Annotated in this window: 26 protein-coding genes and 3 pseudogenes; 5 read left to right on the top strand and 24 right to left on the bottom strand. The window is 70.3% G+C overall.

The features are described 5' to 3' along the window. The 12 genes from FNH08_RS53070 to FNH08_RS50755 all read right to left on the bottom strand — a co-directional run. A partial coding sequence (locus FNH08_RS53070) for a LysM peptidoglycan-binding domain-containing protein (RefSeq protein WP_152772167.1) occupies nt 1–1534 on the bottom strand: 1534 nt, incomplete at its 3' end. 7 nt (nt 1535–1541) lie between these two features. Then, on the bottom strand, nt 1542–1997 hold the full coding sequence (locus FNH08_RS16105) for a pilus assembly protein TadG-related protein (protein ID WP_152772166.1): 456 nt from the start codon (nt 1995–1997) through the stop codon (nt 1542–1544). Then, the gene (locus FNH08_RS16100; RefSeq protein ID WP_322724605.1) at nt 1994–2443 is read right to left on the bottom strand and encodes a TadE/TadG family type IV pilus assembly protein; all 450 of its coding nucleotides are present in this window, start codon (nt 2441–2443) and stop codon (nt 1994–1996) included. The genes FNH08_RS16105 and FNH08_RS16100 overlap by 4 nt, the downstream gene beginning before the upstream one ends. Then, nucleotides 2440–2847 carry a TadE/TadG family type IV pilus assembly protein gene (locus tag FNH08_RS16095; RefSeq protein ID WP_152772165.1) on the bottom strand — a complete coding sequence of 136 codons (408 nt, stop codon included), beginning with the start codon at nt 2845–2847 and terminating at the stop codon, nt 2440–2442. The genes FNH08_RS16100 and FNH08_RS16095 overlap by 4 nt, the downstream gene beginning before the upstream one ends. Then, entirely contained in the window at nt 2847–3074 is a 228-nt protein-coding gene (locus FNH08_RS16090) for a hypothetical protein (protein ID WP_152772164.1), read from the bottom strand. Before FNH08_RS16090 ends, FNH08_RS16095 begins: the two co-directional genes overlap by 1 nt. A gap of 27 nt (nt 3075–3101) precedes the next feature. Continuing rightward, nucleotides 3102–3998 (bottom strand): hypothetical protein, encoded by an 897-nt coding sequence (locus tag FNH08_RS16085; RefSeq protein ID WP_152772163.1) that lies wholly within the window; start codon nt 3996–3998, stop codon nt 3102–3104. After that, on the bottom strand, nt 3995–4891 hold the full coding sequence (locus tag FNH08_RS16080) for a type II secretion system F family protein (RefSeq protein WP_152772162.1): 897 nt from the start codon (nt 4889–4891) through the stop codon (nt 3995–3997). The genes FNH08_RS16085 and FNH08_RS16080 overlap by 4 nt, the downstream gene beginning before the upstream one ends. Next, nucleotides 4892–6256 carry a CpaF family protein gene (locus tag FNH08_RS16075; protein ID WP_228034156.1) on the bottom strand — a complete coding sequence of 455 codons (1365 nt, stop codon included), beginning with the start codon at nt 6254–6256 and terminating at the stop codon, nt 4892–4894. Between the two features lie 170 nt (nt 6257–6426). Next, the gene (locus tag FNH08_RS16070; protein ID WP_152772160.1) at nt 6427–7275 is read right to left on the bottom strand and encodes a P-loop NTPase family protein; all 849 of its coding nucleotides are present in this window, start codon (nt 7273–7275) and stop codon (nt 6427–6429) included. A 6-nt stretch (nt 7276–7281) separates the two neighbouring features. Further along, nucleotides 7282–7962 (bottom strand): SAF domain-containing protein, encoded by a 681-nt coding sequence (locus FNH08_RS16065; RefSeq protein ID WP_152772159.1) that lies wholly within the window; start codon nt 7960–7962, stop codon nt 7282–7284. Nucleotides 7963–7990: 28 nt separating this feature from the next. Next, a complete protein-coding gene (locus tag FNH08_RS16060) occupies nt 7991–9007 on the bottom strand; it encodes a hypothetical protein (RefSeq protein WP_152772158.1) in 1017 nt (338 codons plus the stop codon). Beyond that, entirely contained in the window at nt 9001–9594 is a 594-nt protein-coding gene (locus FNH08_RS50755) for a hypothetical protein (RefSeq protein WP_194238498.1), read from the bottom strand. Before FNH08_RS50755 ends, FNH08_RS16060 begins: the two co-directional genes overlap by 7 nt. 1498 nt (nt 9595–11092) lie before the next feature. Here FNH08_RS50755 and FNH08_RS16045 point away from each other — a divergent pair. After that, nucleotides 11093–11434 (top strand): annotated as a pseudogene (locus FNH08_RS16045) (helix-turn-helix domain-containing protein); the annotation flags it as partial. 490 nt (nt 11435–11924) lie between these two features. Next, nucleotides 11925–12112 (top strand): annotated as a pseudogene (locus FNH08_RS16035) (mycothiol transferase); the annotation flags it as partial. 12 nt (nt 12113–12124) lie between these two features. On the opposite strand, the pseudogene FNH08_RS16030 reads toward FNH08_RS16035, so the two are convergent. Then, nucleotides 12125–13413 (bottom strand): annotated as a pseudogene (locus FNH08_RS16030) (jacalin-like lectin). Nucleotides 13414–13632: 219 nt separating this feature from the next. On the opposite strand from FNH08_RS16030, the gene FNH08_RS16025 reads away from it, so the two are divergent. Beyond that, nucleotides 13633–15345 carry a PHP domain-containing protein gene (locus FNH08_RS16025; RefSeq protein WP_152772157.1) on the top strand — a complete coding sequence of 571 codons (1713 nt, stop codon included), beginning with the start codon at nt 13633–13635 and terminating at the stop codon, nt 15343–15345. Further along, a complete protein-coding gene (locus tag FNH08_RS16020; protein WP_152772156.1) occupies nt 15327–15842 on the top strand; it encodes a hypothetical protein in 516 nt (171 codons plus the stop codon). Before FNH08_RS16025 ends, FNH08_RS16020 begins: the two co-directional genes overlap by 19 nt. A 601-nt stretch (nt 15843–16443) precedes the next feature. Here FNH08_RS16020 and FNH08_RS50750 read toward each other — a convergent pair. From FNH08_RS50750 to FNH08_RS15975, 10 genes are all read right to left on the bottom strand, one after another. Then, on the bottom strand, nt 16444–16611 hold the full coding sequence (locus FNH08_RS50750; RefSeq protein WP_194238497.1) for a hypothetical protein: 168 nt from the start codon (nt 16609–16611) through the stop codon (nt 16444–16446). Between the two features lie 11 nt (nt 16612–16622). Then, the gene (locus FNH08_RS16015) at nt 16623–17270 is read right to left on the bottom strand and encodes a hypothetical protein (protein WP_152772155.1); all 648 of its coding nucleotides are present in this window, start codon (nt 17268–17270) and stop codon (nt 16623–16625) included. A gap of 242 nt (nt 17271–17512) precedes the next feature. Continuing rightward, nucleotides 17513–17806, bottom strand: a complete 294-nt coding sequence (locus FNH08_RS16010) for a hypothetical protein (protein WP_152772154.1) — start codon at nt 17804–17806, stop codon at nt 17513–17515. A gap of 102 nt (nt 17807–17908) precedes the next feature. Next, on the bottom strand, nt 17909–18799 hold the full coding sequence (locus tag FNH08_RS53530) for an N-6 DNA methylase (RefSeq protein WP_152772153.1): 891 nt from the start codon (nt 18797–18799) through the stop codon (nt 17909–17911). A 123-nt stretch (nt 18800–18922) separates the two neighbouring features. Next, a complete protein-coding gene (locus FNH08_RS16000; protein WP_152772152.1) occupies nt 18923–20254 on the bottom strand; it encodes an Eco57I restriction-modification methylase domain-containing protein in 1332 nt (443 codons plus the stop codon). Nucleotides 20255–20331: 77 nt separating this feature from the next. Then, on the bottom strand, nt 20332–20667 hold the full coding sequence (locus tag FNH08_RS15995; protein ID WP_152772151.1) for a hypothetical protein: 336 nt from the start codon (nt 20665–20667) through the stop codon (nt 20332–20334). 59 nt (nt 20668–20726) lie between these two features. Continuing rightward, a complete protein-coding gene (locus tag FNH08_RS15990; protein ID WP_152772150.1) occupies nt 20727–21278 on the bottom strand; it encodes a hypothetical protein in 552 nt (183 codons plus the stop codon). Nucleotides 21279–21462: 184 nt separating this feature from the next. Beyond that, entirely contained in the window at nt 21463–21771 is a 309-nt protein-coding gene (locus tag FNH08_RS15985; protein WP_152772149.1) for a hypothetical protein, read from the bottom strand. A 68-nt stretch (nt 21772–21839) separates the two neighbouring features. Then, nucleotides 21840–22433: a hypothetical protein gene (locus tag FNH08_RS15980; RefSeq protein WP_152772148.1), complete on the bottom strand. Its 594-nt coding sequence runs from the start codon at nt 22431–22433 to the stop codon at nt 21840–21842. 244 nt (nt 22434–22677) lie between these two features. Then, complete coding sequence (locus FNH08_RS15975) at nt 22678–23031, bottom strand: hypothetical protein (protein WP_152772147.1); 354 nt, start codon at nt 23029–23031, stop codon at nt 22678–22680. A gap of 44 nt (nt 23032–23075) precedes the next feature. On the opposite strand from FNH08_RS15975, the gene FNH08_RS15970 reads away from it, so the two are divergent. Next, the gene (locus FNH08_RS15970; protein WP_152772146.1) at nt 23076–23270 is read left to right on the top strand and encodes a hypothetical protein; all 195 of its coding nucleotides are present in this window, start codon (nt 23076–23078) and stop codon (nt 23268–23270) included. Nucleotides 23271–23552: 282 nt separating this feature from the next. On the opposite strand, the gene FNH08_RS15965 is transcribed toward FNH08_RS15970, so the two are convergent. Continuing rightward, entirely contained in the window at nt 23553–24089 is a 537-nt protein-coding gene (locus FNH08_RS15965; RefSeq protein WP_152772145.1) for a hypothetical protein, read from the bottom strand. Between the last annotated feature and the right edge of the window lie 131 nt (nt 24090–24220).

Raw genomic sequence — 24220 nt, 5'->3', positions numbered from 1 at the left:
GGTGCAGGGCGATGCCCTTGTGGGTGATGCGGACGGCGTCGACCTCGGGCAGTGGCCGGCCGGCCTGGGCGCAGTTGGCGGCCAGGGTGCGCAGCGCGAGGCCGACGAGGTCGAGGCCGCTGGCGTCGGAGGCGGCCCGCAGCTCCTGCTCGACGTCGGCGGCCGGGGTGTTGGGGTCGGGCATGGGGATGCGCCGCTTGTGTCGGCGGCGGCGCTGCTGCTGGGCCCGCCGGGCGCCGAGGACGGCGAGGACGGCCGCGGCGAACAGGCTGGTCACGGCGACGGCGGTGGTGAGGACGGAGGAGTCCTCGGCCTGGTCGTCAGCGGGTTCGTCCCCGGCGGTGGCCTCGGGGGCGGCGGTGTCGTGCGGTGCTGCGGTGGCCGGGGTGTGCGGCGCGGCACTGGCCTCGGGCGCGGAGGTCTGGGGAGCAGGAGTCGATGCCTCCACCTCCGGCTCGTCCTGCTGGCCTTCGGCGTGTCCCGTGCCCTGCTGCGTGTCGTCCGGGGCGGTCGGGGTGTCGGTGTGAGGCGCGTCCGGAGTGTTTTCCCGGTCGTCCTGTTCGGGCGTGGAGGGAGTCTTCGGCGGGGCGCTCTCGCCGGTGCCGGCCTGCGGGTTGGGCAGAGCGAGCTTCCAGCCCGGGTAGATCTTGTCGGGGTCGCTGAAGGTGCGGCCGTCGGCCTGCTGGTGGCCTTCGTTGAGCTCGGCGATCTCGGGGTACGCGTCGGCGTCGCCCAGTTCCTTCTCGGCTATCCCGGAGAGGGTCTCGCCGGGCCGGACGGTGTGGGTATCGGTCCCGGTCTGCGGCGCCAGGCCAGCCTGGGCGTTCCAGTCGTCGGGCATGGCGAGCTTCCAGCCCGGCTGCAGGACGCCGCGGGTGGAGAATCGGGTGCCGTCCACCATGGTCTTGCCGTTGTTCAGGGCAGCGATCTCCCGCCAGCGGGTGGCGTCACCGAGCTCCTGGAAGGCGATCTTGGAGAGGCTGTCGCGGGGCTCGACCGTGTAGACCTTGGCGCGGGCCGTCTCGGCCGGGGACGTGGCGGAGGCGGGCGTGGCGGCTGCTGTCTCGGTTCCGGCGGTGACGGGGGCGCTCACGCTGGTCGGCGCCACTGGGGCGGCGTTGGTGGCCGCGGAGGCGGGGGAGGCCATGGCGGTGCCGGTGGGCAACAGGATCAGGACGCCGCCTACGAGGAGGGCGGCCAGCCGCTGGACACCGAAGGCGGGGACATGAATGTCGGGCCGGCGCCCGCGCAGCTGTGCGGGGATCTCCAGCAGGGTGCACACAGCGAAGACCAGCCAGCCGATCCACCCGCCGGCCAGGACGACGGCGAAGAAGGGCGCGCCGAGGTTGCGGGTGGTCAGCAGGCCCGTCACTTCGTCGACCGAGATGCCGTCCGGCAGCAGAACCCCGGTCAGGAACCACAACAGCACCGGCAGCCCGGCCAGCAGGGCCACCAGGGCCACCAGACTGGCCAGGCTGCGGACGATGTCGACGGCCCGGATCTTCTGCTTGGTTCGGGAGCGGGACGAGGTCATGGCAGGCTCAATTCTCCGGTGCGCCGACGCCGTGCAGCAGTTCGGCCGAGGCGTGGCCTTCGACGTCGAGGGTGGACTGGCCGATGATCTGCAGGAAGACCGTGCGGCGCTGGGTGGTCACGTCGACGTTGATGGTCGTGCCGTCCGCGTCGAAGGTGACCGTGCCCTTCACCCCGGCGTTGGCGAGGTAGCGGCGGGCCTCGCGGGCGGCGGCGGCCTTGTCCAGGACGACGGCGTCGCCGGTGATGGCCTGGGCGGGGTCGATGGCCTGGCCGCCGGCCCGGGCGGCTTCGGCGGCGACGGCATCGGCATGCTCGATGTCGCGCAACTTGCCCCCCAGGTCGAACGCGATGCCGATCATGATGAACATCGGGATGACCATCATGATCCACCACAGTGACAGGGACCCTCGGTCACTGCGCAAGATATCCCGGCGCCGGGGATGTTCGTCGGTGGTCTTCATCGCTGCCTGTACTTGTCGATCACGGAGGTGAATTCGGACTCGACGGTCTTGCTGCCGAACCCGGTGCCGAGGTCGGCGAGGTTCACGGTGCAGGTGACCTTGGCGGTCACGGCGCCGTAGGCGCCCAGCGGCGCGGAGAACCCGGAGGTGTCGACGGTGATGCGGGTGCTCTTGCAGCGCAGCTTCTGGTCGCTGAGGGTGGCGGCCGCCGCCGCGCGGGCGTTCGCTTCGGCCTCGCCGGCGTCGCGGGCGATGGAGGCCTCGCGGGCCGCGTCCGCGGCGGCCGCGTCCACGGCCTGGTCGGCCGTGACGATCCGTCCTCCGGCGAAGGCGATCATCAGCACGAAGATGGCGGCCGGCACCCACAGCACGAACTCCACGGCGACGCGGCCGTGGTCATCCCCGAGCCGGGGCCCGCGACGCTGCGGCCGCTGCCTTTCGGTCACGGATTGGTCCACCTCTCCACGGGGCCGGTGGCGCGCTCGGTCACCGTGATGTTCAGGCCGATCACGGACTGGGCCTTGCCCGTGACGGTGAACTCCACGCGCTGGCCCGTCGTGCCGGCCGTGCTCACGCGGGGGTTGATCAGCGTGTCCCCGATGCGGTCGAGGACGTGGTCGGCGCGTTCGACGCCCTCGCCGAGCTCGTCGCCGTAGCCGCGGGCCCCGGCGACGCCTTCACGGGCGGCGGTGGTGGCCGCGGACTTCGCGAAGTACACGTTGCACGCGTCCACCACCATGAACAGCAGCAGCAGGACGGCGGGGAAGCACCACAGCATCTCTATGGAGGCGTCGCCGTCGTCGTCTCTGAGCCGGCTCCGTACGCGCCGCGCGAGTGAGGAAAGGTCCATCACAGCCCGGTCATGTCGTCGAGCTTGCTCTGGCCGAGGGTCTTGAACGCGGCGATCGCGAGCGCCGCGAAGGCCACGATCCCGACGATCCACATGATCATGGAGATGTTGTTGTCGCCGCGGTCGTCCTTGGCGCGGGCGTCGGCGATGTTCCGGGCGGCCGCGCTGAGCAGCCGCTCGACCTGGGCGTGGGCGGCGACCGCGAGGCGCAGGGGGAGGTTGTTCATGAGCAGTAACTCCTTCAGTTCACAAGGTCAGACGAGGAAGATGCGCAGGACGGCCGGGAAGCCGAAGAACACGAGCAGGACCATCGACAGCAGGGTCACCGGCACGATCAAGCTCTCGCTGGCCGCGTTCGCCCGGGCATGGTCGGCGGCGGCCTGCTCGTTGGCCAGGCTCTCAGCGCGGCTGCGCAGCGTGGAGTAGATGGCCGCGCCGTCGGTTCCGGCGCTGGAGACGATGTCGGCGATGTCCTCGGCCGCGGGGACGTCGAGTTCTTCGGCGATGCGGCGCAGTGCCTCCCAGGCGGGCACCCGGTCGAGGCGGGCCTGCAGCAGGGCGGCCTGGATCCGGCGGAAGACCCAGCCGGAGCCGACCTCGGCGGGCCGTTCGAGGGTGTCCTGGGCGCCGGAGGAGGAGACCCGCTCCATCGCGGCGAGTTCGGCGTAGGCCATGATCGCCTGGGTGGCCTCGGCCCGGGCGCGGGAGGCCCGCTTGGCGAGCTGGGCGTCGGGAACGAACCACATCGCCACGCCCGCGAGCAAGCCGACCAGTCCGGTCAGGATGAGCGGCAGCTGGATGTCGGCCAGGGCGAGGATCAGGGTGAACATCGACGGCAGCAGCAGGCCGACGCCGAAGTGCAGCACCTTGGCGCCGAAGAACTCCCCGACCCGCTCGCCGACCAGGTTCAGGTTCTTCACCGGCACGGTGATGCCGGGCCAGTCCTTGACGCGGCCGGCGACCAGGTCGCCGATGCGTTCCAGCAGCGGGGCCTGCCCGTCCGCCCGGCGTACGGGCGCCACCGCCGGGCCGTGAAGCCGCTCCAGGGCGGGGCCCAGGGCGGGTTCGGCCGGGAAGAGTTCGCGGATGACCAGGAAGAGGCCGAGGCCGAAGGCGGCACCGACCGCGATCGCGAGAGCCAGCGGGGTCATACCGCCACCACCTCCGCCGGCTGTTCGGTCCGGCCTGCGGCGTCGGCCTGGTCGCCGAGGAAGCCGGGCAGCGGCTTGTCGGCGCCCAGCCGGCTCATCCACCAGAACAGGGCCATGACCGAGGCCATCAGCACCACCATCACGACCATGCCGATCGGCGTTCCGTAGGGGGCGACGTAGGACTTGTTGAAGCTGAAGCCGACGATGACGGCCACGGTGATGGCGCAGATCCACCGGGTGGTGGTGCGGTGCTTGGCCCGGTCGGCCTCCACGTCCCGGCGGCGGCGCACGACGTCCTTGGTGCGGTCGCCGAGGTCGGACAGGACATCGGCCAGACCCGGTCCGCGGTCCTTCATCCGCAGAAGCAGGGCCGCGGCCACCAGGTCGGCGCGGGGGTCGCCCAGCGCCTGGGCGAACGCGGTCAGCGCATCGCGGGCCTCCACCCGCGACTGGAGCCGCACCGCCAGGTCGGCCACCTCGCGTTCGATCTGCTTCGGCGCGGTACGTACCGAGGTGGCGATCGCGTCCTCGATGCCGGTACCCGTTTTGACCAGGTCGGAGAGGCGTTTGGTCCACTGCGCGAGCGCGTCGAGGCGCTCGATCTGTTCGTTCGCCGCCTTGTTGGGGTTCAGCAGCCACGGCAGGAAGAAGGTCGTGCCGGCGACCAGCAGTGCCGACGGAAGCCATCCCGTGATCAGCCAGACCAGCATCGCGGCGCCGGCCGCCGCGGTGATCTGAAGGCGCAGCCGGCGCTGGGCCTGCGGCGGACGGGCCCGCTTGACCTTCACCGGGCGCGCCACGGCGGGCGCCGTCGTGCCCCGGAGGCCCGCGATCAGCAGCCACAGCCCGGCGGCCAGGCCGGAGGAGACGAATCCGGCAATGAGCACGCCCATCTACGCCACCCCCCGCCGTTCCGCGGACGGCCAGGAGCCGACACCGGTGTGGGAGGTCAGCCAGTTGGGGTCGAAGCCCACTTCCATCAGCTCGTCCAGGCAGGCCGGGTGCGTGCCGGTCGGCACGGCCCTCAGGTCACCGGGACGCGGCGCGAAGATCTTGTTGGTCGAGGGGGCACCGGACAGTTCGCTGAACTCGCCGGTTACCTCCAGGACCTGGGAGACGTAGCGCTGCTTGCGGCCGCCGCGCTCGGACTGGTCGTCCATGTGGATGTGCACGATGAAGTCGAGCGCCATTCCCGAGGTCAGGTAGGCCAGTTCCTGTGTCATGCCGCCGCCGTGCTGGATGCACAGCTGCGCGATCCGGGAGAAGACGGCGTCGGCCTTCTTGACGTGGATCGTGCACAGCGAGCCGCCTTCACCGGCGGACATCGCCTGCAGCATGGGCACGATCTCGCGGGAGCGGACCTCTCCAACGATCATGCGGCGCAGCATCATGCGCAGCGACGGGGCGATGAGGTCGGCGAGGTCGATCTCCCCGACCTCGCGGCCGTCGACCCGCTCGCCGTTGCCCTCGCGTGCCTCCATCGGCACGACCTGCTTGAGGTGGCCGATCTCGTGGAGGAACAGCTCGTACTCGGCCTCCAGAGTGCCCACGCGCTCCTGGGCGTCGATCTCTCTGGAGAGCGCGATGAGCATCGTCGTCTTGCCCACGCCCTGGGTGCCGCTGATCATGATGTTTTTCCGGGCCGCCATGGCGGCCTTGAGGAAGTGCAGCAGACTGTGGTCGATTGTGCCGGTCTCGGCGAGCTTCTCCAGCGTCACGTCGCGGATGCGCTGCTTGCGCACGACGACGTATGGCCGCGGGGTGACCTCGATCATCGCCTGGAGGCGGGAGGTGTCCGACAGCCGCAGGGCCAGGGTCGGCTTGTGCTTGGACAGGCTCCGCTCGCCGGCGCCGTGGCGGCGGCCGAGCATCTGGAGGAACTCGACGAGTTCCTCGTCGGATTCGGCGACCGGGTCGACGAACTGGTTGGGGCGGTCGGCGTAGTCGATCCACACCTCGTCGCATCCGTTGATCAGGATGTTCTCGACGCCGGGGTCGTCGAGGTAGGGCTGCAGACGCCCGTGGGCGAACTGCGCGTTGAACACGGCCTGGGCCAGGGTGCTCTCGTCGTCGGGCGTCGGCGAGACCTGACGCACGGCCGCGAAGTCGGCGGCCCATCGTGCCACGAGGTCGTAGATGTGGTTCCAGCCGAGCTGCTCGGCGTCCTCGGCTGGCATCTCACGCTTGTGCTTCTCTTTGTAGGCCGCGTGCTCGGGCGCCATCAGGCGGCTGAGGTCGTCGCGCAGAGAGCGCACCATGCCCCAGTCCCACAGTCGGCGCGTGCCCGCAGCGCGGCCGGGACCGGTCGCCGGGACCGGCGACGTGCCCGCAGGCGTGAACACTTGCGCGGCGCTGGCGGCCGGCGCGGGGGCAGCAAGGGGATAGGAGTCGGGCCCCGCAGCGGGGTACAGAGGTCTGCCGCGCTGCGTCATGCGTTGCTCCCCTTCAGTCGGTCGAGTGCGGTCAGGGGACGCAGGCCGGGCGTGTGCAGACGCTGCTGCTCCTGGACGGCCAGGTTCTGGAGCTTGCCGGACATCACCGCGGACGCCCGCAGCAGCTGCGACTTGCCGAAGCCGCGGCCGCCGTCGCCGCCGTGCGTGAGGACCCGGGCGGCCTTGGGGTCGAAGGGCAGCTCGGCGAAGACGGGCAGCTCGAGCTTTTCCGCGATGTCCCGTGGCGCGTAGGGGCCGTCGTCGATCACGATGAGCCCGAGGCGGGTGGCCTCCCGGCCGTGGTCCATGAGCATTTTGCGCAGCGCCTGTACCCGGGGCTTGGCGGCGTGGGTCGAGCGCAGGGTGCGTCGGACGACCACGGCGGTGATGTCCGCGCTGCGGGCGACCGCGTTGGCCGCGCCGGTCGCGCCGGAGCGGCCGAGGTCGATCAGGACGTCGTGGCCGGGTTCCTGGTGCTGGAGGCGGTCTGCGAAGAACTGCCCCAGCCGGGGCCAGGTCTGGTGCAGTCCGGCGGCCTGGGCCGGGTCGGTGAGTCCGGGCAGTAGCAGCCGGTCGAGGGACCCCGGTTCGGAGAGGTCCATCACCTGGTGCCAGAAGTCCTGCTCGAGGTGGCCGCGCCGGTCGGAGACCTGCAGATGGTGCAGGCCGAAGTCGCCCAGGATGCGGGACTCGAGGTAGCCCGCCGCGATTGACCCGCCGTCCGGGTCGCACTCGGCCAGCAGGACCCGGCGTCCGTCGCGCAACGGCCAGGTGAGCAGGGCGGCCAGGGCGGTCGCGGTGACTCCGGGACCGCCGCTCGCCCCGCTGAAAGCGATCACTGCCATCGGTGGTCAGCTCCCCGATTCCGGGACGATGACGAGCGTGACTGCGTCGTCGGCGGCCCACTGGGCGAGCGTGGTGCCGTCGATCGAGTTGACGGCCAGGTCGACCACGCGGTCGCCCGAGTTGTCCGCGGCGCTGACTTCGATGACGGTGGCCTGGAGGCGTTCCGCCTTGCTGTCCTCGTCGTCGCTGCTGCCGGCCGCCGAGTCCTTCGGGGTGTGCACGGCCTTGACCTTCTGCCCGGGATCCAGACGGGTCGCCGGGAGGCGCGAGAGGGTCACGCCCACGAGCTGCTCGCCCTCCTTGAGCAGCGGATCGTCGGTCACGGACGAGGCGGTGAGCAGGCTGCCCTGCTGCAGGCCGACCGTGGTCCGCTTGCCGATCAGCTTCTTCAGGTCGTCGGCAGGTACGGGATCGAGGGCCGGATCGGTGGCGATGCGCGCCTCGACGAGGTCCTCGGCCTTCAGCTCCGCGCCCATCGGCACGTCGCGGGCGACGGCGACCACGGCCTCGCGGTCGCTGGTGGCCAGCCACAGCCAGCCGCCGCCGGCCCCGCTGACCGCGATGAGGGCGACGCCCAGGGCGATCCAGCTCGAGCGGCGGCGCCTGACGACGGGCTGGCGCACCAGCGGCCGGGGCGCAGGGACCCCGGCGGCGTCCTGGGCCGGGTTCGTGGCGGTGGTGCTCATACGGAAAGTTCCTTCGGACGGGGGCGGTTCACGGCTTGGCGACGACCTGGGCCTCGCCCACGGTCAGCTGAACGGTTGCCGATACACGGGTGGTGGTGAGGTCGCCCTGCTGGCCGCCGCCCTCCCAGTGAATGGCCCAGGTTGTGGTGGCCTTGACGTTGAAGGCATCGTCGGACTGCCCGGCGGAGGTCTTCGTGTAGCGGTAGCCGCAGTCGGGAGAGGCCTCGCCGCCGTACTCCTTCTTGTACGGCGTGCCCGCCGTGGTGCAGACCTCGGCGCCGCCGTCGCCCATGTCGTAGACGATCTTCTTCACCGTGGCGGTCGCGGTGACCGTGATGCCAGGCGCGGACGCGCTCTCCGTGACGGGACCCCAGGTGCTGGCGCTCTTGACGTTCCAGATCCACACGGGCATGCCGACCAGGCCGGTCTTGCCCTCGCCCGGGGCGGTGCCGACGTCCGCGCCGAGCAGCCGCATCTTCTTGATGGCCTCCTGGGCCAGCTCCTCCGGCGTCGGGCCTCCGCCGAACCCGGGCGGCGGGTTCAGGCTCCAGGTCGTACCGCCCGTGAGCTCCCGGCCCAGACCCGGGCAGGTGCGGTTGTAGACCTTGCCCTTCGCGCGCTCCTCCTCGCTCGCCGGAGCGCCGGTCATGTAGTCCCACTCCGGGGAGTCCGCGGCCGGCTGCGGGTCCACCAGCTCCCAGTAGCACTCGTCGGACGCGTTGAACCAGCCCACGCCCTCGCGGTAGCAGGGAACCTCACCGACGATCTTGCCGTCGGGGGTCTTCCAGTGGATCACGCACGTCGCGCTGCCCCCGCCGCTGCTGCCCCCGCCGCTCGAGTCGCCTCCGCCACCACTCGAGCCGCCGCTGCCGTCGGAGCCTCCTCCGCCGGCGTTGATGTCGCAGTCCGGGACGAGTTCGGGGCAGGTCACCCCGCCGCTCGGATCGCCGTCGGCGAGCGCGGCGCCGCCCGGCACCGTCGCGGCCAGGAGTATCGCGGCCAGGACAGCACCTGAGACCGCGAGCGGTCTGCGCGCGCTCAGCATGTGCTGTCCTTCTCTATCGTGGAGTCGATGATCAGCCACTGCTTGCCGGTCCACTGGGCCTTGGACGTCTGCGTGTGACGGCGGTTGTCGCCCTCGAGCTCCGACTTCTTGCCGGTCTTCTTGTTCTCGGGCACGAAGTTGGTGCTGTCCACGCAGTCCACGACCGTGGCCGTCTTCGGGTCGGTGCCGAGCGAGAGCGCGGTGACCTTGGGCGACAGCTTCGGCTCGCCCTTCACCACCAGGCCGTTGTCCTGGTAATAGATCGCGGCGACGCGCACCTTCGCCAGCGCCTTGTCACCGGCGTACCTGGTCAGCTCCGTGCCCTTGAACGAGCCGGAGCCGTAGACCTTGGCCGTCTCCTTCCACATCCCCTGGTAGACGGCCAGGATCGCGTCCTTGGCCTCCTGGCTGGGGTCCGGCGACGGCGAGGCCGATGCCGTCGAGGACGGACTGGCGCTGGAGGCGGTCTTGGTGTCGTCGCTGGATGAGCAGCCGGCCAGCAGGGCGGTGGCGGCGAGTAGCGCGACGGTGCCGGCGGTCCCGCGAAGGCGATGCAGGCGTCGACCAGTGCGGAGCGGATGTGCCACGGTCATATCCCCCTCAATGTGTGGTCAGGAGCACTCGGATTTGCGGGATTTAGGCTCGGGGCGACGCCGCTCGGGCGGCGTTCGGCCTGTCGTAAACGGTGTGGCCCGCTGGCCCCGGCGAGACCGGAGGGCTAGCGAGCCTACGCCGCAGGCGACACAGCAGTCACGGTGTTCTCGGCGGGTGAGACAGCTGGCCGTCGGCCGGAAAGCCCCGCGCCCGCCGACTTCAGGGCCCGGCGTAGCTGGGAGACCGGCGTGCCTAGCCCGTGAGCCGCCTTGGGCAGCCCCTCCTCCAGACGGGCACGGCCGCGCTCGACCCAGGACCAGCGGCTTGCGGCTATGCTCAGAGGAACGGCCACTTACGGTCACCTCGCGCTGGGTCAGACCCGCCGCAAGGCGGGTGGACCATGTCCTCGCACCCCGCAGCCTTGAGCAGGGCCGAGACCGCGACGCCCAACGCGGCCGCCAGTGCTCAAATGGTGCTCAACTGAGGCCGTCGGCGCCCTTGTTCGTACAGGCAGAGGTGTGTCGGTCCGATCCTCGCCCCGTGTGCCCGTGCGAGAGCCGCCAGGCCAGGCTGGGGCAGACGTGCGGAGGTGCGCAGGCATACCAGCGCCGCGGGGTCGAAGTCGGTGATGCCGCGGCCCGGGCCCCGCCTCCCCTGATCTGTTCCCGCAGGTATCGCTGCCGTCCCGCGGTCACCGGCGGCTGGGAGCCGAACTGGCAGGGCTGCGGGGACGGGTACCTCGTCCGGATGCCTGACGGGCGGGAGGATAGCGGTCGCACAATCGGCGCACAGCATTCCTGTGACGCCAGGGTGAAGCCCGCGAACCGGTCGTTCCGGACGGGCGCGCCGTAGAAGGCGGCAGACGTCGGCCCCGGGCCCGGCATCGGCGTCCCCCTCCCCCGCTGCGCCAACGGTCTCCCCCAACCAGTCGTTCCTTGACTGATTCTGAACGGTAACCTACCCCACCCTGACACGGCTGTTTTCGCATGTAAAGATGTATTTGCAGCGGTTACTCAGCGCTATTCTTTTTTGTCCGCACTCATCATCTATGGCGTCAAAATTCCGTAGTGCGAACCCTGTCGGCCCTGCCGCTTCGCCCCCGCTCCGCGCCCCTGCTCGGTCAACCCGTCAGGTCGTCAAAGCGTCGGCTGGCCATCGATCACCCCGCGCACAAGGTGCGGCTGCCCGGGGGCGAACGCCCGCACCTGTCTGCAAGGACCAAAGACTGTGGGTGACATCACGTTTTCTCCACAACGTCAGGGTCTGTGTGCCGGTCGCTGCCGCGAACGCAGCGGCGTGCGGCCCAGCTCACGGCCGTGAGACAGCGGGCGACGCCCGCGGTGTTGTGGAACAGGGCGCACGCGGCGGCGCTCACTGAGCTTCTTCGAGCTGGCCACCGGTCGGGGGACGGTCCGCGCAGCGCAACGAGCGAGGCCCCCGAGCTGTTGATCGAGATGCCTGACGTCTCAATCACGCTGCTCGGGGGCCTCGTTGGTCATCTATCCTCCCGCACTCGTCCTGCCCCATGCGCTCATGGAGTGGGTGACCATGCTCGTCGTCACCCGCGAGGGCGACCGGCGCTGCAAGCTCCGCCCGTCTCAGAGCGCGATGGTGGCACTCGTATACCTGCGCGAACACACCACCCTGGCGAAGATCGCTGCCGGGTTCGGGATCAGCGAGTCCACCGCCCACGCCTACACCAGCGCGGTCATCCGCCTGCTCGCCGAACGTGCGCCGGGTCTGCTGAAGGTCCTGCGCGAGGCCGATGCGGACTTCGTCCTGCTGGAGGGCACGCTTGCCGAGTGCGACCGCGTCGGCGACGGACGGGCCGACTGCGTGCCGGCGGACCGCCATGCGCCGCTCGCGGTCCCACCGTTGGCGGTCCCCGCCGAACGCGTTCCAGAACGCCTTCGAAGGCCGCCACCGTCGCCCGTTCCGGCGCCGTTCGACGGAATGCTGCTGGGACTACCTGGGGCAGCGGCCGAACACTATGACCGCGGCCAACCCCGATGCCCGATGGCTCTTCCCTGGCCGCCGGGCCCGGACAGCCCATGCCACCGGAGGCTCTGGCACTCCGGCTCCGCCATCTGGGCTTCCCTACCCGACCAGGACGCGCAGCGGCAATCCGCCAGCTCGCTCTCCAGGCCCCTGCCCCGGTGATCGCCCGGATGCTCGGCTGCAACGACGACCACACCACCCGTCTCGCCGAAGAGGCCGGAGGAACCTGGCGTCACTACGCCCCCGGTGACCACTCACGGTGACCACGAGCCGTCAGAAGCTGAGGAATACGCGACTCCCGATTACGCGAGGTCGTCAGTGCGCACACCGGTATGCGGCCAAGCACGCGAACGTCATTCTCGACGGGTGCACCGTTCTCGGCGCACCTGCCCCCGACCGCGGCCGGACCGCCCCGCTCCCAGCATCCACTGGGCACTCACCCATCGAGGAGACCGGCCGGCACGCGGTCACGCGGACATCCTCCGCGAACTCATCGACGGCATGACCGGCCGCTCATCCACCGGGTCAGACGATCGGCGCGTACACCACGCCCAGCTTGTCCATCTCGCTGCCCGCGCGGCCCGTGAAGCCGACGATCTGCCAGCCGGCCGGAGCCGTGTACGTCACGGCATCGGACGTGGCCGAACCGGACGTCACCGTACGGGACTTGTTGGTGGTGAAGGCGGCCGAGAAGAGACGTGTGCGGCCGTCCTTCTGGCCGCGGGTGAGCTTCACCGAGGTGAGGTGAGGCGGCCGTGCCGCCATGGGCCAGGGTCGTACCGCCGTCGAGTGCGAGCGAGATCCCGTCCAGGCGGGAGCCGGCGCCCAGTGTCAGTGCGCGGGGCGAGGGCGTGGCCGGGGGGTCGTCCGCGTCGTTGAAGGCCGTGCCGTGCGGGCCCCGAAGGCGTCACTGGCCCGGAGCTTCGAGGGCAGCTTCCAGGAGAAGTCGACGGCGTGCGGGAGTGGTCGGAGAGATTGCCGCCGGCCGAGTCCAGGAACTTCGCCCAGTCGTTGTTGTAGCGGCTGGCCGAGAGGTTCACCAGGTCGTTGCCCCGGTAGAGGACCTTGTCCACGACCTCGCAGTCGTTCGTCGGCGCGGTGGTGGGGCAGACGAGCGCGTCGCTGCCCTGGGCCGGGGCGTTGCCGCCGCGCGCCAGCTGGACCCACGCGTCGGTGAGGCCGTTCTCGCTCGCCTGCGTGCGGATGTTGTCGCCGGTGCGCGTGTAGCGGGTGTTGGTGTCACCCATGACGATCACCGCGTTGCCCGAGGAATTGGCCCGGATGAAGTCGGAGAGCTGCTGGACGTTCTTGCGGCGGGCGGCGAGGGCGTCGCCCGTCGAGTCGGCGTTGGTGTGCACGTTGTAGAGGTTGACGAAGACACCTTCGGCCAGCCGGACCCGGGCGAGCGAAACCCTTTGGGAGTGAGGCAGTTGGTGCCGGTGCAGTCGTTCCACTTCACGCGCTGGAAGTCGTCGAACGTGTAGTCCGACAAGGTGTTGAGGCCGTCGCCGAAGGGCACACCGCCACTGGTCGCCGTGCGGTACGGGTGATCGTCGCCCGCGTACAGCGCAGCGTGGTAGTTGAAGTCCTCCTGCACGTTCACGATGTCGTATGCCCCGAGTCGCGGGGAGATCAGCGGGGTGTTCTTCGCCGGGGTGCCGGAGCTCAGCCCCTCCGGGAGGCCGGCGACGTTGTACGTGAGGACGTTGAAGGTGCCCGACGACGGGGCGGCGGCCGAGGCGGGAGTCGCGGCGGCGGCGGTGAGCCCACCGACGGCCAGCGCGCCGGCCGAGGGTGCCGATGAGTCTTCTCATGGGGGGTGTCTCCACTGATTCGGAGGAAGCTGAACGCTGCTCAGGTTCAAGGCCAATCAGCGTGACGGATGAGGGCAGTTGGGGGAACAGTGAGAGACGAGGTGAGCTGCCGCGCCCGTGTCGCCCGGCGATCACTACAGCGTTGTTCAATGTTCATGTTTCGCATCGAGCCTCCATAGGGCGCGACCGCACCGGCGGCGCCGGACGCAGGAGGCCGACATGGGGCACAGCCACGGGCGCGGGCATCACCACCATCACGACCACGGTCATGGCCACGAGGGCGGTACGACCCTCCCGGCCGCGTTCGACACCTCCGTACCCGACGAGGCCCTGACCCCCGACCAGCGGTCACGCCGCTCCATGCTGCGTCGTGCGGGGCTGCTCGGCGCGGGGCTCGCATCGGCAGGCGTGCTCGGCGGCGCGGCGAGCGGCACGGCCGCCGCTCAGGCCCCCACCCGGGGCCGGAAAGGGCGGGGCTTCCTCTGGCTGGCCGGCGACCACCACATCCACACGCAGTACAGCAACGACGGCAAGTACCGCGTCACCGACCAGGTCCGCCAGGGCGCCAGGCACAGTCTCGACTGGATGGTCATCACCGACCACGGCAACGTGACCCACGCGAAGATCGGCGTCGAAAGGGTCAACCCGGACATCCTGGAGGCCCGGAACGCGTACGAGGACACCCTCGTGTTCCAGGGACTGGAGTGGAACATCCCGGGCGCCGAGCACGGCACGGTCTTCGTGCACCCCGGCAAGAACGAGGTATCCGTCCTCAAGCAGTTCGAGACCGACTACGACGGCAGCGTGAAGGGTGCCTCCGACTCGACGCCCGCGAACGAGGCCCTCGCCGTCGCGGGCCTCGCCTTCCTCAGCGAGCAGGTGAAGCGGCGCAAGGTCAAGGACGCCCTGATGCTCGCCAACCACCCCGCGCGCAAAGGCATCGACTCGCCCCACGAGATTCGTGCCTGGCGCGACGCCACGGACCCGGGCCACCGGATCGCGGTCGGCATGGAGGGCGCGCCCGGCCACCAGGCCGCCGGTATCGAGAAGTCCGTCGGGATGGGCCGCGCCCGTGGTCTGTACGACGGCAGCCCCGGCGCCAACTCCTTCGCAGCGTATCCCCTGGAGAGCTACCGGACCTGGGGTGGCTTCGACTGGATGACCGCCACAGTCGGCGGCCTGTGGGACAGCCTCCTCGCCGAGGGCAAGCCCTGGTGGATCACAGCCAACTCCGACTCCCACAACGTCTACACGGACACCGCGAAGCGTGGCGGCCCGGACAGCGACTACCTGGCCAACGGCAAGCACACGGACCCTGTCTACAGCGGCAGGATCGACCTCACCGAGGGCGACTACTGGCCCGGCCAGTACAGCCGCACCCACGTCGGCTCCGACGGCTTCTCGTACACCGCGGTCATGGACGGCATCCGCGCAGGCCGCATCTGGGTCGACCACGGCCAGCTCATCAGCGGCTTGGACGCCCGGCTCGCGGGCGGCGGCCGCTGGGCCACGCTGGGCGGCGGGCTGCACGTCAGAAAGGGCACGCACGTCACGCTGACAGTGGATGTGGCGTTGGCCCACGACTCCAACTGGGCCGGTTTCGTACCGAAGTTGGCGCGCGTGGACGTCATCCAGGGCGATGTCACGGGCGCCGTCTCCGACCGTGACACCTTCACCGCGCCCACCGCGAAGGTCGTGCGCTCGTACGAAGTGAACAGGTCGACCGGCACGGTACGGCTCACGTACTCCCTCGGCCGCGTCGACCGCCCGCTGTACGTCCGCCTGCGCGGCACGGACGGAAACCGCTCGGCAACGGGTCTGATGGGCGCGGGAGTCGACGCCCACGGCCCGGCCATCGATGTCGTCGGCGACGCGGACCCGTGGAACGACCTGTGGTTCTACTCGAACCCGGTATGGGTCCTGCCCGCGTGAGCCCGTACGTCATCACGGTCGACACTGACGTACGCGACCTGCGCGCGGCTGACCATCTGCTGCGGGATCTGGCAGCCGAACTCGGCCTTCCTGAGGGCGCGTTCGGCTGCACGCACCTGGTACACGGGGAGCGGCCACGGGTAGTGCTGTCGTTCACGACAACGTCCCCCGAGGCCGCCCGCGCACTCACGGCGAAGGAGTACGAGGTGACGACCGGCGCACCCGACGAGGTGGGTCGGGCCGTCCTCTACCCCGGGGTGGCTGCTCTGACCGGCACGGTGACGGTCGCGGAGCTGTTGTCCGGCTCCGCGATCGACCGTGTCACCGTGCTGGGCTCATCTGACCAACCCCCGCCGGAGCAAGGAGTGGTGACGAGAGATCACGTGCGCCCGCAGTGGCAGGACGGCGAACTCGTCCTGACGCTGATGCCAGCCGCGGGAGGGGTGCTGGTCCCGTTCGAGGTCCCGGACCCTACTCCGTGCTGCGCGGACCACTGACCGACCCGACGAAATCGGCCCAGGCGGTGAGAGAGAGGACGAGCTGGGGGTCGGGTGGCCCGGGGGACTCTCACCCCCGGGCTCCCACAGAACGGAGCGTGACGATCTCCCGCCACCCCGCTCTTGTCATCCTGGTCACCAGGCGATGGCGGCTTCGGTCACGATCTTCCAGTGCGCGAACAGCCGGGGATAGCGCTTGGCGATCCCCGGCCATGCACTCGATGGCCTTCCTCAGCCCCGCGAGCCGCTTGCACTTTCGGCGGATCCATCGCACCAAGTAGGCGCTGATGCGCGCCAGGAGGGGATACAGCGCCGACCGGTAGAACGGCCGTAGCAGTTGATCCAGCCCGCCACGATCGGATTGATCTTCTTGGCTTGCGCAGGACGGCGGGGCGGAGGACGTGGCCGGGGCGTCGCCGTGCTCGTTCGGATGCCGTGCAGTTCGCAGCCATCGGCCCTCGTATTGGCGATGTCGAGGACGGTCACGGCAGCGTGACATGTACGGGTCCCTCTCACCGGCCCGAAGGCGTGGACTTGGGAGTTCGGCGATTTCCCGGAACAAGCCACCTACGCTGAGGCGGCGCAAGCAGCGGGCGTCCCGTCAGGTCAGCCGGGGGCCCGCGACAATCGGTGCACTGGCGGCCAGTGATTCGAGGTCGGGAACCGGCACGGGGTCGGCGGCCGCGTGGGAGAGCATCCAGCCGCGTACGGCGGCGGTCTGGTCCGGGTAGTGCGAGCGGATGACGAGCGTGCCGCCGCCGGTCGTCATGGCGTGGGCGATCAGTTTCGCGGTCCTCTTCTGCCGCTCCCGCCGGAACCCTGCGACGGATTTGGCGGGTACCCCGGTCTCCAGCCGGAGGCGTCGGCTTGTTCGGTCACCTGGTGCGAGTTGATGTCCGCCGTGACCGTCGCGGTGTGGGCGCCGGGTCCGGCTGCGGCGTAGGCGGCATCGAGGAGCGCGAGCGCCTTGTCCTCGACAGTGACGATCTTGATCAGGTGGTCGGGAATGCCGCAGTGGGCGGCGTAGTCGCGGGCGGCACGGAGCGCCCCGTCCGCAGTCCGGTATCCGGTCGTGACCGGTGTTCCTTCGCTGTTGAACGCGATGAACCCGCCCGAGCCGCTGGTGACGCCCGGGTGGAAGCCGCCGTCGATGCGCGCGGTCAGCTTCGGGTACTGGGCGCTCGTCAGGTGGTAGACGCCGACATTCTCCAAATCGGCGTCCGGCGTGACCAGGAACTCGACCTCTTCGTCTGCGGGATTCGGGGGCGTCGCCCAGACGCCCATGTTGGTACGGCGGACGTCGGTGAACCCCGCCGCTTCCAGACGGGCGGCGATGTCGTCGACGAGCGCGTCCCAGCGCTTGCCGGGCCCGGCCGACTTGGGCCGCCACGTGTGGCACTTCTGTGGGCTGTCCATGGTCAGCTGCACCGAGGCACGGCTCCCTGCCGTGGGTCACGAACACCGCGTGGCGGCCCGGGGCGAGGTCGTCGGTGTCGGGGAAGTCCTGGACCGGCAGCGCCTCATGGGCAGCCCTTACGTACCAGGCGGGCGCTCCTTCGTGGTAGCGGGGCTGGGCGGTGACGCTGGCCTTGACCGGCATGGGCTTTCCTTCGAGGCGTAGGGAAGGGGAGGGGCCCGGCCCCGCATGGGGCCGGGCGACGACCGGCGGGTCAGCGCTGGTCCGCACCGGTCGGGGTGCCGGGCGCGGCCTGGTAGATGTCGCACGCGGGGAAGTTCCGCTTGAGGTCCGGTCCGCGTCGCCGAGTGGCCTTGCGGGAGCACTTCAGGCGGGGCGGGCCGTCGTCGACCTGGCGGGAGGTCAGGAAGGCGCAGCCGCCGCACTGGAGACCGGGTGCGAGCGGGCGGAGCGTGGCCGGGTGCACTCCTCGATCGAAGTGCTGGCGTATCGCGCCCCGGCCAGCGGCGGCGTCGGGAACGGCGGTCCAACCCGGTGTCTGGTTCATCAGCGTCTGGCCCTTCGTGGAGAACGGGTGCCCGGCGGCGCCGTGCGCGCTGCCCTCGCAACACGCTCCATGATACCCGCAAATAAAGAATTAAGCAATCACCTAGTTGTCGGTGAGGCGCTTGACCAGGGCATTGCGGCGAGCAATCGCGCTGTCCCGCTCCTCGTAGGCCTGGGTGAGTCCGGAGTCGCGGGAGAGGGCGTCGGCGCAGGCGATCACCACATCGTCGCCGAGCCCCCAGAGCAAGGCGTTGGCTGCGAGGGCGGCGGCGCTCAACGGGTCGATCTCGACGCCGATCCACTCGCGGGCCGCAGGGTCCTTGCCCTGCCACCGCAGGTGGGCGGCCTGCGCGCGCCACATGTTGCCGCTGCCTGCCGCCGGCTCGCCGATCTGCCGGTCGCCCGGAACGCCGACATTCAGCATCTCGGCGCCGAAGTTGGCAATCACGTCCGGCGTGTGGAACGCGCCGCGGGCGGACTTCGGCTCACGCCCGCGCAGTTTCTGCATAAGGCGCCCGATGAGATCCGTCGCCAGGCGGCGGTCCGGGTCGGCTCCGAGTTCGAGGAGACCGTCACGGAACAGCAGGTGGACCAGCTCGGTCACCTCGGCTGCCGTCTGATCGGACACGGAATCGAGCCACAGGTGGAGCAGGCCCGCCCGTTCGACGAGGAAGGGGTGCCTGAACCACAGGTGCGTCCACATGTGCCGCATCGTCGTGACGAGTTGTGCCGGCCGCAGGGAGGCGATCAGCCGGGCCGCCTCCGGGGCTGCGGGATCTGCGTGGGGCGGCAGCGCGACCGTCGCCACGGCCCCCAACGGGATCTCCAGTCCGGCCGCGGACGGCCAGACGGCGACGACGGTGTCGATGCTGCGGCGCGCGTGCTCGTCCGCCTCCGGGAGGAATGCTTTGCGGGCGTGGGCCGATGGCAGCCACGAAACTTCGTCGAACGGGGTACCTTCCCGGCGCTCGCCGGGCTGCTGCTGTGATGGCACTGGGGATCTCCATCTCTTGTTCTTGAGCGATCAGCGGGCGCAGGGGCGGGCCGTCGTGGCGGGCTGTGTCCGCTGCCCGGGTGCGGATGGCGCGGGATCCCGCGCGGTACTGTCAAAATACATCTATAGAAAGAAGTGTGCAATGTTCGAGTTGTGGAGTGCCGCGCTCACGGCGATGGGCTTCTGCCCCGCGGCGGAACCGGTCAAGAGCAAGCCGGAAGCGCACCTCTTCCTCAATCGCCTTCCATACCAGGCCCTGTGAGGGGTCGTCGGGAGGTGGGGCTCGCCCTGGTTGCCGCGGATCACGGTGGCGGTGTCGCTGTGCGGCCGCCGGGCCTGATGGAGCTTGATCACCGTGGACGTGCCGTGACCGGGGATGTAGCAGCCGGACGTATCGATGATCCACTGTGCGTCCCACCCGGGCAGGTATTTCTCCACGAACCGGCGCCCGTACTCCCTCTTCATCCAGGCGTTCGTGGTCAGTTGGGCGATGCGTCCCGTCTCGGGCACCGCGAGCTCGAACATGAGCTGGCAAAACGGCAGCGCCAGTGAGAACTGGCCTGTGGCCACCTGCGGGTAGGCGGCCCGGATCCGGTCGCCCACGTCGGCGTCCGCCATCGTGATGTAGGGCGGGTTGCCGACGACGGCGTGGTAGGAGCCGCGGCGCAGCAGCGGCTCGGTGGTGTCGAGCAGCGAGTCGGCGCAAACCACCTGCACCGGCCACGACGCCGGAACTTGGTCGATGCGCCGGCCCAGGATCGAGGCGGTCGCAGCCAGCAGGCGGTAGCGGGCCAGCACGGCCGCGTACGGATCGAGGTCAACCCCGCAGACTGCCTCAAGGGCACGCTCGACAGACCGCTCCGTCGATACATGCCCCGCCGGCGCCCGGCCGTAGGGGCGGTGTGTGCGGACGGAATGGAACGCGGCCATCAGGATGTGCCCGGTGCCGCAGGACGGATCGATCATCCGTACATGGTCGGGGTCGGCCTCCTCGATCCCGGGCGGGAGCGCGAGCTCCAGGAGCAGCTCGGCGATCCACGGAGGAGTCTGGCACAGGGCCCGTGACTTGCGGGCTTCGGCGGACAGCGCCTGATAGGCGTCACCGAGGACATACCCGTCGACGCGGGGGCCGTCGTCCGATGCCGGGTGCTGCGCCCAGAAGTCTGCGGTGCGTTCCCATGCGGCCGAGCTCACCGTGCTCGCCCACACGGGGACGACCTGCGGGTCGGCGAGCGCCTCGAGCGCCGGATGGGCGTCGGCGAGGACTGCCAGTGCCTTGCGGGTGCCGTCCGGGCTGGAGGCGAAGGCGATGTCGTCTCCGAGCAGCCCGTGCTGCCGGGCGTGCTGGACGAGGGCGATGGTGTGTGCCCAGGACACCGCGGCGCGGGGAACGACATCGCGGCCCAGGTCCTGGACCAGGCGCTCGTATTCCCGTGCGGAGGGGACGGGGGACATGACGGGTTCTCCGTTCGGTGGTCGGCTGCATTCGCCCGGGCCGGGATGTCGCGTCGGCCCGGGCGACCCGGGGTGGTTCAGGAGTTGGAAGAGGGTGTGGGGCCGTCGTCCGGCTGGTGTTCGCAGAGCAGGGCGACGATCCGGGAGGCAGACACGGCGGTAGCCGACTTCAGGCGCTGGCCGGAGGAGAGGTGCCACCGGCGGTGGGGCGCACCGCTGGGCACCAGGTGGTTGGGCAGTGCCGAGGCGGTCCACTCGGCGCCGCCCGGATCGGTGAGGCGGTAGGACGCGGAGGCCGGCTGGTCCCATGAGCCCTTCAGCTGGAAGGTGATTCCGGCCTTGGCTAGTGCCGCCTCGAGGGCCTGGTGGCGAACGTTCGTCCAGGCGGCGGGCGTTCGGTCGTGCGGATTCATCTGCGTTGCTCTCCTGGGCGGTCGGCTTCGTCGGCGGCTCGGGGCCGCGCGGGCGAGGTTCAGCCGTTCGCGGTGGCGCTGGTCGCGACGGAGCGACCGAGCTCGGTCAGGTAGGGACGGCGCGGTGGGCGCCCGACGCCGGTGTCGCCGTCGTCCGGATGGCTGTTGCCGTCGTCGTCCAGAAAGTGCACGAGACGGAATTTCGCGAGCTTGCCGTAGGTCTGCCAGGCGACCGTGGATGGGAGCTGGCCGTTCGGCTCCGCGCTGGTGAGAGCCCTTCGCTGGGAATCACTGAGCAGAGCGAGGAAGCCGGTGTCTGTGATCACGAACCGTCCGCCGTGTGGCACGTCCTCGTCGGCCGACGAAGACGTGCCCCCTGCGGCACCGGCGTGGGGGTGCTGTCTTCCAGCCATGCTGCCGTGGTCCCTTGCGCTGGGGTGCCCGGCTGGCTTCTGGGCGGGGATCGAGCGCTCGGGTACAGGCCGGGCGAAGCCGTTGGACAGGATCTGTTCGAGGATGCCGTCGCCGATGCCAATCGGCAGGAGGCCCTGCGGATGCTCGGCTGCCGCCGTCAGATGTCGGCCGGCGGCGCCGGCGAGCGGTGAGGACATGGGTGATTCCCTTTCAATCGGGAGAGGCGCAGCCTTTCGAGCAGGTCCCGTTCAGAACTGGGGCCGCGCAGGATCAGCCGGCCCCAGAGCACGTACACATCGAGAACAGGACCGCGGGCGGCGTCGGAACCGAGGGAGACCGCTGGTCGGCCGAGCTCTCAGACGCGGCGAGGGGCGCGGTCGCCTACGGGAGCCGGACGTCGCTGGGTGTGCCGTCGTCCGGGTCGGCGTTGACCACGGTGACGAGGGCGTCACGGACACGGCGCCTGGTGACGGTGCGGGCGCCGAACATGGTCGCCGCGTACACCACCGGCACGGCGAGCACCACGAGGAGGGCCAGCAGCGCCCGCGTCGCGGTGTCCGAGCAGTAGTGCCAGGACACGCCCAGTACGGTGACGGCGGCGAGGGCCGCCACCAGCGAACTCCATCGCTGCCAGCAGGCGTTGGGCACGGCACGGCCGGTGGAGCACGGACGGGCGGGAATACGGGCCACGGACTTCTCCTACGGGGTGGGGCGTTCGCGGTGTGCACGCCGGGGGCGGTGTAGAGGGACGAGAACGGTCAGCGCAGCTTCAGCCGCTCACAGAAGTGCCGGCCGACGTAGCCTTCCGGAACTCGTGCTCCGGCACGCCATGCGTCGGTGAGGACGGCGTTCAGGGTGCGCTTGTCGTCGCCGGCGTGCGGGCCCAGATGCGGGCGGGTGACCCGCTTGGGGAGCCTGGAGAGCGGCCATTCGCCGATCAGGTGGGGCGGGAAGACGGTCCTTCCCCGCCTGACGGGGCCTCCGTGCCGGTGCCCCTTGGCGGTGTGGACGGAGCCGATGCGGGCGATCCCGCCGCCCGAATTCACCCTGACGTACGCGGCATCGGGGTACAGCTCGGCGAGGAGCGCGCGGACGGTGCCGAGTATCGTCTCGGCACTCCGGCGGGCCGCTGCACGGGCGGCATCCATCTCACTGAGAGCACCGGTCTGCACGTCGTCCACGGTGTTGTTCTCCTCGTTCGCTGTGGGGCGCGCCTGCTGGTACGTCCTGCACGCCTCGGCCCATGCCTTCGTGCATCGGCCGCACCGGCAGCTCCAGTCGTTGTACGTCGTCGCCTTGCCGTGCTTTGAGTCGGGCAGCGTGGACGGGTCTCGCTCCCTCCTGCGCCGCATGCTCTTCTCGGCGTTGGCCTTCCTGCAACGGCCGCACCGGCAAGCGTGATTGGTGTAGCAGGAGGCGTTGTGCGGGTGATCGGGAGGGCAGCCGGCCTGGGCGTCGTCCACGGTCGGGTTCTCCGTTCGCTGCGGGAGTTCCTGGGGCCGAGCCCGCAGCCAGCGTTGGTGATGGTCGGAAGCTCGTCGGTAGCAAGGGCCCACGTCGAGACCCGATGACGCCACAGTACACCTATAAAAATAGTTAGGAAATCTCATTCCGATTGATGGTGAGCGCCCCGTCTTGTGCGACCGCGGGCTCGTACCCGTGGTGGATGAGCAAGGCCGCGCACAGCGATCGGAGGCCACCCTCCTCCCAGGGGCCGGGGCGCCATCCGGACTCGGGCGACCCGGCGGGCGCCTGCCAGGACACGCTGACCTCGGATCCCTGTGCCTCGACGAGGACACCGCTGTCCGCCGGCTCGTCCCCACTGGCCATGCGGACGTGACGGGCGAGTACGCGCTGTACGTCACCTGCGAGTTGGCGGGCCGTCGACGTGCCCTCCCGCAGGGACTGCATGAGCCGCTGGGTCTCCAGGGTGCTGATGGGGTGGAACACGATGCTGCCGGTCGGCCCGCCATCACCACCGTGTCCTGCTCGCCATGAAGAACGCGGGCCTTTCCGGCCGTGACGGCAAGTCTGCGCAGGTCGGCGCCGGCCGGGGGAGGCCGCTGCCGACGAACGGGGCCAGCGTGCCCGACGGCCAGAGCGCGGTAGTGCACGGCGCGCACGACGGCCTGGGCGTGACGGGCGTCCGCAAGCCGATCGGCGAGTTCGGTCCTGCCGGGCCCGGTTGATGCCGCGTACGCGTCCAGACGCCGTACGACTTCTTCGGCCACGTCCTCCGGGAGACCGGGGCCTGCGTGCTCGCATTCCGCCTCCGCGGAACGGCAGATCCAGTCGATCACCTGCGGCAGGTACGGAGCGTGGAACGGTCGCGCAACCGCCAGGGTGAGCATTTCCTCGGCGGTCGTCACGGACGTGGCGAGAGTCGGCATAACGGGCTCCCGTAGCCCGTGCGCTGCGGCGGCCATCAGGGGGTACCCAGCGCGCGGACGATGTCGGTTGAGGCGTGCGGGTCAGCGAGAGATGAGATGCCGAGCGTCGATCAGCTCCCCGCCCGAGATCCTCTCCAGACTGGTCCAGCGGGCGCACAGTGCCATCACGTCTTCGGAGCCGTCTGAAAGCCGGACGCGGACCGGATCGTGGGCGAAAGTCCGGGCGAGAAAGAACGTGCTCGCGCGCTCCTCAGCGATCAGGGGCGAAGTCGGCTCGTCGGCGCTGATCTTGCGGTACCGGGCGTTCGGCGAGAGCAGGAACGGGCACCCCGCGACCGGGTGGGTGGCGGCGAACACCGCGCACTCGACGCACATCGGGGGATCCACGGTCAGGTGGCTCTCCACCACCTGCGGCCCGCCGATCACCGCCCTGACCAGGTGAAGAGGACGCCCGCAGATCCCGCAGAGCTGCTCGATGATGGCTTTGGCCCGCCGGGAACCGTCGAGGTCGGAGAAGTCCGGGATCCCGTCGTCGCCGATGGAGGTGACGAAGGTGATCGGATAGCCGTGGCGGTCTTTGGGAAGCGCGGCGATCTGAGGCGGCAGCTGCGCGGCCAAACGGCGTGCGATGGCGTCCGTGTCGGGGGACATGGAACAACTCCTTCAAGTGCGAGGACGAGAGTCGTGAGTAGGGCCGCGCCCGGCAACTGCCGGTCGCAGCGGGGAGGACGGACGGGGGTGTCCGGGGT

It is taken from the genome of Streptomyces spongiae, assembly GCF_009377185.1.
Lineage (GTDB): Bacteria > Actinomycetota > Actinomycetes > Streptomycetales > Streptomycetaceae > Streptomyces > Streptomyces spongiae.
Note: the sequence above shows the minus strand (reverse complement) of the source record. Positions and strands in the feature narration are given on the sequence as shown.

Excerpts from the sequence above, each read along its gene's own strand:
- FNH08_RS16065 (WP_152772159.1), bottom strand. The coding sequence starts at position 7,962 with ATGAGCACCACCGCCACGAACCCGGCCCAGGACGCCGCCGGGGTCCCT.
- FNH08_RS16025 (WP_152772157.1), top strand. The coding sequence starts at position 13,633 with ATGGGGCACAGCCACGGGCGCGGGCATCACCACCATCACGACCACGGT.
- FNH08_RS15970 (WP_152772146.1), top strand. The coding sequence starts at position 23,076 with ATGAAGAACGCGGGCCTTTCCGGCCGTGACGGCAAGTCTGCGCAGGTC.
- FNH08_RS15980 (WP_152772148.1), bottom strand. The coding sequence starts at position 22,433 with ATGCGGCGCAGGAGGGAGCGAGACCCGTCCACGCTGCCCGACTCAAAG.
- FNH08_RS15995 (WP_152772151.1), bottom strand. The coding sequence starts at position 20,667 with ATGAATCCGCACGACCGAACGCCCGCCGCCTGGACGAACGTTCGCCAC.
- FNH08_RS16090 (WP_152772164.1), bottom strand. The coding sequence starts at position 3,074 with ATGAACAACCTCCCCCTGCGCCTCGCGGTCGCCGCCCACGCCCAGGTC.
- FNH08_RS16020 (WP_152772156.1), top strand. The coding sequence starts at position 15,327 with ATGGGTCCTGCCCGCGTGAGCCCGTACGTCATCACGGTCGACACTGAC.
- FNH08_RS16085 (WP_152772163.1), bottom strand. The coding sequence starts at position 3,998 with ATGACCCCGCTGGCTCTCGCGATCGCGGTCGGTGCCGCCTTCGGCCTC.
- FNH08_RS16000 (WP_152772152.1), bottom strand. The coding sequence starts at position 20,254 with ATGTCCCCCGTCCCCTCCGCACGGGAATACGAGCGCCTGGTCCAGGAC.
- FNH08_RS16060 (WP_152772158.1), bottom strand. The coding sequence starts at position 9,007 with ATGCTGAGCGCGCGCAGACCGCTCGCGGTCTCAGGTGCTGTCCTGGCC.
- FNH08_RS16075 (WP_228034156.1), bottom strand. The coding sequence starts at position 6,256 with ATGGTGCGCTCTCTGCGCGACGACCTCAGCCGCCTGATGGCGCCCGAG.
- FNH08_RS16105 (WP_152772166.1), bottom strand. The coding sequence starts at position 1,997 with ATGAAGACCACCGACGAACATCCCCGGCGCCGGGATATCTTGCGCAGT.
- FNH08_RS15990 (WP_152772150.1), bottom strand. The coding sequence starts at position 21,278 with ATGTCCTCACCGCTCGCCGGCGCCGCCGGCCGACATCTGACGGCGGCA.
- FNH08_RS16070 (WP_152772160.1), bottom strand. The coding sequence starts at position 7,275 with ATGGCAGTGATCGCTTTCAGCGGGGCGAGCGGCGGTCCCGGAGTCACC.
- FNH08_RS16010 (WP_152772154.1), bottom strand. The coding sequence starts at position 17,806 with ATGAACCAGACACCGGGTTGGACCGCCGTTCCCGACGCCGCCGCTGGC.
- FNH08_RS16095 (WP_152772165.1), bottom strand. The coding sequence starts at position 2,847 with ATGGACCTTTCCTCACTCGCGCGGCGCGTACGGAGCCGGCTCAGAGAC.
- FNH08_RS16080 (WP_152772162.1), bottom strand. The coding sequence starts at position 4,891 with ATGGGCGTGCTCATTGCCGGATTCGTCTCCTCCGGCCTGGCCGCCGGG.
- FNH08_RS50750 (WP_194238497.1), bottom strand. The coding sequence starts at position 16,611 with ATGACGACCGGCGGCGGCACGCTCGTCATCCGCTCGCACTACCCGGAC.